The 8,899-nt window shown below is 71.5% G+C and carries 9 protein-coding genes; 3 read left to right on the forward strand and 6 right to left on the reverse strand.

Annotated elements, in window-relative coordinates:
* Nucleotides 1-53: 53 nt before the first annotated feature.
* Nucleotides 54-869 (reverse strand): shikimate 5-dehydrogenase, encoded by an 816-nt coding sequence (locus AVP42_RS11160; protein ID WP_067949046.1) that lies wholly within the window; start codon nucleotides 867-869, stop codon nucleotides 54-56.
* Between the two features lie 218 nt (nucleotides 870-1,087).
* Here AVP42_RS11160 and AVP42_RS11165 point away from each other — a divergent pair, with 218 nt between their 5' ends.
* The gene (locus AVP42_RS11165) at nucleotides 1,088-4,270 is read left to right on the forward strand and encodes a carbohydrate binding domain-containing protein (RefSeq protein ID WP_067949048.1); all 3,183 of its coding nucleotides are present in this window, start codon (nucleotides 1,088-1,090) and stop codon (nucleotides 4,268-4,270) included.
* A 77-nt stretch (nucleotides 4,271-4,347) separates the two neighbouring features.
* Here the strand turns inward: AVP42_RS11165 and AVP42_RS11170 are convergent, their stop codons facing one another.
* The 4 genes from AVP42_RS11170 to AVP42_RS11185 all read right to left on the reverse strand — a co-directional run bounded on the left by AVP42_RS11170 (nucleotide 4,348) and on the right by AVP42_RS11185 (nucleotide 7,110).
* Entirely contained in the window at nucleotides 4,348-5,202 is an 855-nt protein-coding gene (locus AVP42_RS11170) for a hypothetical protein (protein WP_157356807.1), read from the reverse strand.
* Entirely contained in the window at nucleotides 5,192-5,755 is a 564-nt protein-coding gene (locus AVP42_RS11175; protein ID WP_197467007.1) for an RNA polymerase sigma factor, read from the reverse strand. Before AVP42_RS11175 ends, AVP42_RS11170 begins: the two co-directional genes overlap by 11 nt.
* A 172-nt stretch (nucleotides 5,756-5,927) precedes the next feature.
* Complete coding sequence (locus AVP42_RS11180) at nucleotides 5,928-6,434, reverse strand: DUF3817 domain-containing protein (RefSeq protein ID WP_067949060.1); 507 nt, start codon at nucleotides 6,432-6,434, stop codon at nucleotides 5,928-5,930.
* A 118-nt stretch (nucleotides 6,435-6,552) separates the two neighbouring features.
* Entirely contained in the window at nucleotides 6,553-7,110 is a 558-nt protein-coding gene (locus AVP42_RS11185) for a hypothetical protein (RefSeq protein WP_067949054.1), read from the reverse strand.
* Nucleotides 7,111-7,215: 105 nt separating this feature from the next.
* Between AVP42_RS11185 and AVP42_RS11190 the strand changes: the two genes are divergently transcribed.
* The gene (locus tag AVP42_RS11190; RefSeq protein ID WP_067949056.1) at nucleotides 7,216-7,749 is read left to right on the forward strand and encodes an adenine phosphoribosyltransferase; all 534 of its coding nucleotides are present in this window, start codon (nucleotides 7,216-7,218) and stop codon (nucleotides 7,747-7,749) included.
* A 95-nt stretch (nucleotides 7,750-7,844) separates the two neighbouring features.
* Nucleotides 7,845-8,579, forward strand: a complete 735-nt coding sequence (locus AVP42_RS11195) for a flavodoxin family protein (RefSeq protein WP_067949058.1) — start codon at nucleotides 7,845-7,847, stop codon at nucleotides 8,577-8,579.
* Between the two features lie 13 nt (nucleotides 8,580-8,592).
* Here AVP42_RS11195 and AVP42_RS16715 read toward each other — a convergent pair.
* Nucleotides 8,593-8,899 (reverse strand): hypothetical protein (locus tag AVP42_RS16715; protein WP_197467008.1); only part of this gene is annotated, 307 nt, incomplete at its 5' end.

Here is an 8,899-nt window from a genome sequence, read left to right on the forward strand (position 1 = left end):
GCGGCCGTGGGGCGCGGGCGCGGGGCGCGGGCGCCGGTGCGCGGGGCGGCGCGCTACTCGGCGCGGGAGAAGGCGGCGGCGCGCTCGACCTGGTCGCGGGTCAGCGCGACGCCCGTGTAGCGCTCGAACTGGCGCGCGGCCTGCAGCGCGATGACCTCGGCTCCGGTGATGACGGGCGTGCCGGCGGCGCGCGCGGCCCGGATGAGCGGGGTCTCGGCGGGGAAGGCGACCACGTCGAACACCGTCGAGGCGCGCTCGATGAACCGCTCGTCGAACGCGAGCGCCGCGGCATCCGCCCCCCGCATGCCGAGGGGAGTGACGTTGACGATCACGTCGAAGGATGCCTCGGGGTCCTCGGCCGCCCAGTCGTAGCCGTACTTCGCAGCGAGCGCCGGGCCCGCCTCGGGGTTGCGCGCGAGCACCGTCAGATCGTCGAATCCGGCGCCGCGGAATGCTGCCACGACCGCCTTCGCCATGCCGCCCGAGCCGCGCACGACGACGCGCGAGGCCGGGTCGAGCCGGTGCTCGGCGATGAGCTGCGCGACGGCCTCGTAGTCGGTGTTGGATGCCGTGAGCCGGCCGCCGTCGTTCACGATCGTGTTGACCGACTCGATCGCCGCGGCCGACGGCTCGAGTTCATCGACGAGCGGGATCACGTCCTCCTTGAACGGCATCGACACGGAGCATCCGCGGAAGCCGAGCGCGCGCATGCCGCGGATCGCGCCCTCGAGGTCGTCGGTCGTGAAGGCCTTGTAGATGAAGTTCAGCCCGAGCTCGTCGTAGAGGAAGTTGTGGAACCGGGTTCCGAGGTTCGACGGGCGGCCGGAGAGGGAGATGCAGACCTGCATGTCCTTGTTCAGGATGGGCATGCGCCCCATTCTCGCCCGGGTGCGCCGGGCTCGAGCGCGCCTCGGGCGCGAATCGTCGCTTCGCCGCGCTCGAGGCGACGATTCGCGTCCGCCGCCGCCCCCGGCCGGCCGGACGCGCGTCCACCCCGCCGTTGAGATCGCAGGTGACACGTGTCATCATGTCCGGGTGCGGCCAACGGGGGCCGCCGTACTGTGACGGAGCAGACATGCAGGCAAGAATGAGAGCGCTCTCACGCGGAGGCGGCGCCGCCGTCGTCGCCGCGGCGCTGTTGGTTCCCCTCGGCGCGACCGCGACCGCGGCGGCGGCCGAGGGAACCACGACCGTGATCACCGACTTCGAGGGCGGCGCGCCCTCGGGCTTCTTCAGCTACGGCTCCGCCGGCTTCGGCGTGGTCGACGTCGCCGCCGGTACGGCCGACGCGAAGCCCGGCCAGGAGGGCCCGACCAAGGTCCTCTCCTACGGATGGGACGTCACCGCCGGCGGCAGCTTCGGCGGCGTCGGCGAGACGTTCACCGCGACCCGCGACGTGAGCGCCTACGACGGCGTCACCTTCTGGATGAACGGGTCCGGCAACGGCACCGCACTGCAGTTCGAGCTCTTCGACGGCGGCGCGAACCCCGACGTGTCCGAGCGCTTCGACACCACGATCGTCGACGACGTCGCCGGATGGCGCCAGGTGACGCTGCCCTGGTCGGCCTTCCAGCGTGCGACCGACTTCCAGCCCGACGGCGCCCCGAACGACGGGTTCGGCAAGGCCGCCGTGTGGGGCTACGCGCTCCCGGCGGTCAACGGTGCCAACACCGTGCGCATCGACGACATCGCCGTCTACTCGGGCATCGAGGTGCCGCCGGCCGTCTCGTTCGCGAGCTCGACCGCGAGCCTCATCGAGGGCGACACCGGATCGATCGAGGTGCGGCTCGACCGCGCGCTCGAGACGCCGGTGACGGTCGCACTCGAGGCGACGGATGGCACGGCGGCAGCGGGCGACGACTACGTCGACCCGAGCACCACGATCGAGTTCGCCGCGGGCCAGACGAGCCGTACCGTCGACCTCGAGACGGTCGCCGACGACGTCGAGGAGGCCAACGAGACGCTCGTGCTCACGCTCGCGGACGCCGCCGGCGCCACCGTCGGCTCGCCGTCGAGCATGACCGTGACGATCATCGACGACGACGGCGAGGTCGTCGGCCCGCCGAGCGGCCGCACGCTCGTCGTCGACGACCACGAGGCGCCGCTCGTACGCGGCGACGCGGGCGGCGTCCCGGTCGGCTGGTTCAACGCCGAGGACCCCAACAGCTCGGTCGCGTTCGAGCGAACGGATGCCGCGCCCGCGCCGGTCCCCGGCGCCCCCGCCGGCAACCACGTGCTGCAGGCCGACTACCGCGTGACGAGCTTCGGCGTCGTCGTGCGCAACTTCACGAACGAGGCCGCCGACGCGTGGACGACGCAGGACTGGTCGACCTACGAGGGCATCGGCTTCTGGATGTACGGCAACGGTTCGGGCACCGACCTGTTCCTCGACCTGCTCGACAACCGCAACCCGGGCTCGACCGTCGACGACGCCGAGCGCTTCGTCGTGTCGTTCAAGGACGACTGGCGGGGATGGAAGTTCCTCACGTTCGACTTCGCGGACTTCTCGCGCAAGAACATCGGCAACAACGCCCCGAACGACGGACTGACGCTGACCGAGATGCACGGCTACGCGTTCGGGTCGCTCCGCACCGCCGCGCCGCAGACCTTCCGGTTCGACGACGTGCTGCTCTACGGCGAGGCCGAGCCGCCCGCGCTCTCGGTCGGGTTCGACCGCGCCGGGTACGAGGTCACCGAGGGCGACACCGCGACGGGCGTCATCCGTCTGAACCGCGTCGCGGACGAGGACGTGACGGTGAGCTGGGAGTCGCTCGCGATCGAGGCGCGCACCGCGACCGAGGACCTCTCGGCCACCGCCGACCGGGACTTCACGCCCGGCAGCGGCACCGTGACGATCCCCGCGGGCGAGCGGCAGGTCGCGATCGAGCTGCCCACGCTGCAGGACGGCAAGCACGAGGTCGACGAGACGTTCGTCGTGCGCCTCTCCGACCCGGTCGGGGCCGAGTTCGGGTTCGTGCGCACCGCCACCGTGAGCATCCAGGACGACGATGAGATCGACCCGACGCTCGTCGACGACTTCGAGACCACGCCGTGGCTGTTCGACACGACCGGCAAGTCCGTGCTCACCACGCGTGAGATCGAGGCCGGCTCCGGCGCCGGCTACCCCGGCCAGGACTCCTACGAGTACGTCGCCGACTTCGCCCACAAGGGTCCGGCGACGCTCAGCCGCGACTTCGCGGGAGGGCAGGACTGGTCGGATGCGGACGGCCTGAGCTTCTGGGTGAACGGCACCGGCAAGCAGACGAAGGTCACGGTCGGCCTGAAGGACGACCCCGCACCCGACGGTGGCCCGGACACGTGGGAGCTCGCGTGGAGCGACGAGTTCGACGGCCCCGCCGGCGCACCGGCGAACCCCGAGAACTGGACGTACGAGACCGGCGGCTGGGGCTGGGGCAACGACGAGCTGCAGTACTACACCGACAGCACCGACAACGCGGCGCTCGACGGCAACGGCAACCTCGTCATCACCGCCCGCGAGATCGACCCCGCGACGACCGACCTCGAGTGCTGGTACGGCCCGTGCGAGTACACGTCGGCGCGCCTGATCACCGAGCAGAAGCAGGAGTTCCAGTACGGGCGCATCGAGTCCCGGGTCAAGGTGCCCGAGGGCAGCGGCATCTGGCCGGCCGTGTGGTCGCTCGGCACCGACTTCCGCGAGGTCGGCTGGCCGCAGACCGGTGAGATCGACGTCATGGAGTTCGTCGGTCGCCTGCCGAACGAGATCTTCGGCACCATCCACGGCCCCGGCTACTCGGGCGGGCAGTCGTACGGCGGGATCTACGACTTCGGCGCGCCCGTGCCCGGCGACTGGCACGAGTTCGCGGTCGAGTGGACGCCCGAGGAGATCGTCTGGTCGGTCGACGGCATCGTCTACCACCAGGCCGACCCGGCGGATGTCGCGCCGAACGAGTGGGTCTTCGACCACCCGTTCTCGCTGCTCACCAACGTCGCGATCGGCGGCAACTTCGGTGGCGCGCTCGGCGACGACCTCGAGTTCCCGCAGTCGCTGACGGTCGACTACGTCCGCGTCTACCAGGCGCCGGACACCGCCGAGCGGTTCACCGCCGACGTCACCGTGCGCGGCACGGGCTGGCAGCAGGTGACCGTTCCGTTCGACGCGTTCAAGCGCGAGAAGAAGCAGCCCGCGGGTGCGCCGAACGACGGCCTCACGCTGACCGACGTGCAGGGGTACAGCCTCACGTTCGGCGGCTCGGGCCAGGTGTCGGTCGACCGGGTCACGGTCGAGTGACCGTCGCCTAGCCCGACGCACGAGGGCGGGGCGGATGCCGCGGCATCCGCCCCGCCCTTCGTCGTGCAAGCGACCGGTCAGCTGAAGTCGATGTTCCCGAAATCGAACGGCGCGGAGATCGTCGACCCCGGCCGGCCGTGGAACTGCCCGGCGATGACCGAGTGGTACCGGTCCGGATCATCGACCGCGAAGACCGAGGGCCCGCTCTCGATGACCGCGAGGCTCTCGGCGGCTCCGGTGTCCGGGGTGTAGTACTTCCCGGTTTCGGTGGCGTACGCCTGGACGTCGTCGCCGGGGGCGAATCCGTCCGCGTCGACGGCGACACCGTCACCGAGGGAGGGCAGTTCGAGTTGCACCCAGAGGCGTGTCCCGGCACGGTGACCGTCCTCGATGAAGTACTCCACGAGGGTCATCCCGTTCCACCGGTAGTTGCGGGTGGACAGCTCCCCGCTCATCTGCGTGCGTTCCTCGACCTGGGGGGCCTCACCGAGCACGGTGGTGAGCGTGGCGGCCGCGGTCGCTCCATCGTCCTCGTATCCGATCGCACCGATGAGGCTGCCCGCACCGTCCAGCAGCTCCAATTGGGCGGGCCGGACCGAAATCGTCGTCACGGTCGTGAGCGGGTCGACGGGCGGGGCGGTCTCGATGCCGAAGGGCCGCGGGGTGGGGGTCGGCGCCGATTGCGCGGCGGCGGTCGCGGTCGCCTCGGGCTGCGCTGCGGGCGGTTCGTCGTCGGCGATCATGCTCGCGGCGATGGCGGCGCCGGCGCCGAGTCCGAGGGTGGCGAGGATCGCGATGCTGGTGATCACGACCCGGTTCCGGGCGCGACGGCGGGCCGGCGCCGGGTCGTGAGCCGCCTCCTCGAGGACGCGCTGCTTCATGGTCACGAGCATGCGGGTGAGGTCGTCTCCGGTGGGGGGTTCAGTTCTCATCGACGGTCACCGCCTTCCTCAGTCGTGCACGGTTTCTGGATACGCGTTGCTTGACGGCGCCGACGCTCAGGCCGAGCGCATCGGCGACCTCCTGGTAGGGCCGCCCCTCGACGAGGCAGAGTTCGCAGATCTGCCGGTCGACGGGCTCGAGTCGTTCGATCTCGTCCATGACCCAGCGCAGTTCCTCGCGGGCCTGGTCGGCGCGTTCGGTGCCGCCGCCGAGCCCGGCGCGGTGCGCCCGGTCGGACTCGGTCAGGGTGTCGGCCCGGTTCCTGGCCTGCTTCCGGTTCGCGTTGAACGCCAGGTACCGGCAGGTGACCAGCAGCCACGGCAGCATGGAGGTCTGGGCGATCGTGATCGTCGACGCCTTCCGCCACGCGGTGAGGAAGGTGTCCTGCACGACCTCCTCGACATCCATCCGGGTCGGGGCGAGCGCCCACGCGTACCTGGTCACCGCGGCGGCGTGGCGGTCGAAGATCAGCGCCAGCGCCTGCTGGTCGCCGTCGGCCAGCCGCGTCAGCAGCTCCGCGTCGGTGGTTCCGATGTGCTCCACGTGCACCTCCCTCACCTAGGCAATGTCGGACCGACGGCGAAGGTCACACGCCCCCGCACGATTCTTCCGACCCTTTTCAGGAGTTATCCGGCGGGTCGGGTCGTGGCGCGGCGTGTCGTCCTGAGAAACGTGCGCTATCGGCGAGCGGCTCCTGAGAAAGGAGGGTGACAGATCAGTCGCGGCCGCCGGGCGGGCCGATGATGAGGAGGATCGTGAACACCGCGGCGATGCCGAGCACCGACAGGATCGTGAGCAGCAGGGGCCGCGCGAGGAACCACCGCAGCATCCGGTTGATCACGTTGCCGTCGGCGGGGTGCTCGGTCGCCTCGCGGCGCCATCCGCCCTCGAGCCGGTCGTGGCGCAGCACCCACCGCTCGAACGGGATCGTCGCGTAGGGCACGATCGCCGACACGACGCCGAGCGCCATGAGGCCGAGCGGCCAGCGCTGGTTCACGCCGACGAGCACGGCCGTGAACGCGTACGCGAGGAAGACGAACCCGTGGATGGACCCGCCGACGAGCACCGCCCAGTCGAGTCCGAGCGTCGCCCGCATGATGAGGCCCGTGATGAGCATCGTCCACGTGATCGCCTCGGCGAAGGCCAGCAGCCGGAACAGCCGCTTCGGGGTGAGGCCGGGGGCGACCGAGGTGACGGTCGTGGTGGTTGCGGGCGCGGGCAGGATGGGGGAGTCGGGGGAGCTCACCGGTCCATCTTGGCAAGTCGACCTGCGAATCGCATCGAACGAAGGGCTGAGCGGATGCCGCGGCGGGCTCCGTCGCGCGATTCCGGGGGTCGCCTCAGCCTCTTCCGCCCTTGGGTCCCTTGCCGTTGCCCTTGTCGTTCCCCTTGCCCTTGCCGGGGTTGGAGTCCTTCGAGCCGGGCCCGCCGGAGCCGCCCGAGTCGCCCGAGTCGGAACCGCCGCCTCCGCCGCCTCCGCTGCTCCCGTCGTCGCCTCCGCCCGAGGACTGCTGCTGCTCGGCGAGCTCACGCAGTCGTTCTTCGAGCGTCGCCTGCGCGTCGAGCAGCTCCTGCCGCTCGGCCTCGCTCTGGGCGGCGAGGATCGCCACCTCGAGGTCCTTGCGCACGAGGGTCATCGCGGCGGCGATGGCCTGGAACCGGTCGTCGTCGAGTCTCCCGTTGGAGTGCGCGCGCTCGAGCCGGTCGGCCATCTCGTCGAGTCCGGCGACGGCGGCCGCCCAGTCGCCGGCGGCGCTCGACGCCGCGATGGCGTGCACGTCGCCACGCAGTTCTGCGGCGGTCTCGGCCTGGTACGACGGCGCCGAGCAGCCCGCCAGCGCCAGGACCGCGGCGATGGCGGTCGCGGCGGCGGCGCGGGGCAGGTGGCGATCCGTCATCCAGCGAACGTACCCGGGCGGCCGAGGCGGCGGAACCGGGTTGACGGCGGCCGCGCTGCTCCTCGGGAACCGCCGCCCGGGACCCGGCGGGGCTAGGGTGGGCCGGTGGACGATGCCCAGGTGCGCGAGCTCGTCGAGTCGAAGCTCGCGACGATCCCCGACTTCCCCGAGCCCGGCGTGCTCTTCCGCGACCTGACGCCGGTCTTCGCCGACGGCCCCGCGTTCCACGCGCTCGCGGAGGCGCTGACGGCGCCGTTCGCCGGCCGGTTCGACGTCCTCGCGGGCGTCGAGGCTCGCGGGTTCCTGCTCGCGGGCGCCGCGTCGGCGCTCTGCGGCGCCGGCGTCCTCCCGGTGCGGAAGGCCGGCAAGCTCCCGCGCGCGGTGCTCCGCGAGGAGTACGACCTCGAGTACGGCACCGCCGCGCTCGAAGTGCACGAGGGCGAGCTCCCGCCGGGGTCCCGCGTGCTCATCGTGGACGACGTGCTCGCGACCGGCGGCACGGTCGGCGCGGCGGCCCGCCTCGTGGAGCGCGCCGGCTGGACCGTCGCCGGCGTCTCCGTCGCGATCGAGCTCGAGGCGCTCGGCGGGCGCGGCATGCTCGCCGGCCGGTACGACGTCCACAGCGTGCTGCGCTACTGACCGACGAGAACGGATGCCGCATGCGGGCGGTGCGCGAGGTGTGCGTTCGCTGACAACCCCGCGGCATCCGCCCCTCGCCGGAGTAGCGTCGGCCCATGGCAGCCGAACCGGACTTCAGCGATCTGACCGCGCTCTTCGTCAACTGCACCCTCAAGCGCTCGCCCGAGACGAGCAACACGCAGGGCCTCATGGATTCGAGCATCCGGCTCATGCGCGAGCACGGCGTCTCGGTCGAGTCCATCCGCTTCGTCGACCACGACGTGGCGACGGGCGTCTACCCCGACATGCGCGAGTACGGCTGGCAGTACGACGCGTGGCCGGAGGAGATCTGGCCGAAGGTCGAGGATGCCGACATCCTCGTGATCGGCGGGCCCATCTGGCTCGGCGACAACTCGTCGGTGACGAAGCGACTCATCGAGCGGCTCTACGCGATGAGCGGCGAGCAGAACGCGAAGGGGCAGTACGTCTTCTACGGCAAGGTCGGCGGCGCGATCATCACCGGCAACGAGGACGGCATCAAGCACTGCGCCATGGACATCCTCTACAGCCTGCAGCACATCGGCTTCACGATCCCGCCCGCCGCCGACGCGGGGTGGATCGGCGAGGCGGGTCCGGGCCCGAGCTACCTCGACGAGGGTTCTGGAGGCCCCGAGAACGACTTCACCAACCGCAACACGACGTTCATGACGTACAACCTCATGCACGTGGCGAAGCTGTTGAAGGACGCCGGCGGCATCCCCGCGATCGGCAACGTGCGATCGGAGTGGGACGAGGGCGAGCACTTCGGCTACGTGCCCGCGCCTGATCACCCGAATCCCGAGTACCGCTGAGGCGGGGCGCGACTCAGTCGGCGTCGATGCCGCGTCCGTCCGCGCGGGGGCCGTCGCCGTCGTGGCGCGGGCCGGGCAGTCCGGGTCCGCGGTCGTCGTGGCCGGGGCCGCCGTCGCGCCAGCCGGGCATGCCGTCGTCGTCCGACGCGGCGGTCGCGACGCCGAACCACGTCATGGCCTGACCGGCGACGACGCCGCTCCCGAACGCGAGCAGCACGAGCACGAGCGCGCCCGCGACCGGCACCCACACGTGCCGGTACCAGGGGCGGCGCGGCGGGGCCGCGTCGGTGACGGATGCCGCGGGCGCGGTCGCCGCCGAC

The sequence above is a fragment of the Agromyces sp. NDB4Y10 genome (genome assembly GCF_001620055.1).
Lineage (GTDB): Bacteria > Actinomycetota > Actinomycetes > Actinomycetales > Microbacteriaceae > Agromyces > Agromyces indicus.

What these genes read in the sequence shown, in the direction of transcription:
- AVP42_RS11170 (WP_157356807.1), bottom strand. Translation starts at nt 5,202, where the DNA reads ATGAGAACTGAACCCCCCACCGGAGACGACCTCACCCGCATGCTCGTG.
- AVP42_RS11160 (WP_067949046.1), bottom strand. Translation starts at nt 869, where the DNA reads ATGCCCATCCTGAACAAGGACATGCAGGTCTGCATCTCCCTCTCCGGC.
- AVP42_RS11185 (WP_067949054.1), bottom strand. Translation starts at nt 7,110, where the DNA reads ATGACGGATCGCCACCTGCCCCGCGCCGCCGCCGCGACCGCCATCGCC.
- AVP42_RS11165 (WP_067949048.1), top strand. Translation starts at nt 1,088, where the DNA reads ATGAGAGCGCTCTCACGCGGAGGCGGCGCCGCCGTCGTCGCCGCGGCG.
- AVP42_RS11195 (WP_067949058.1), top strand. Translation starts at nt 7,845, where the DNA reads ATGGCAGCCGAACCGGACTTCAGCGATCTGACCGCGCTCTTCGTCAAC.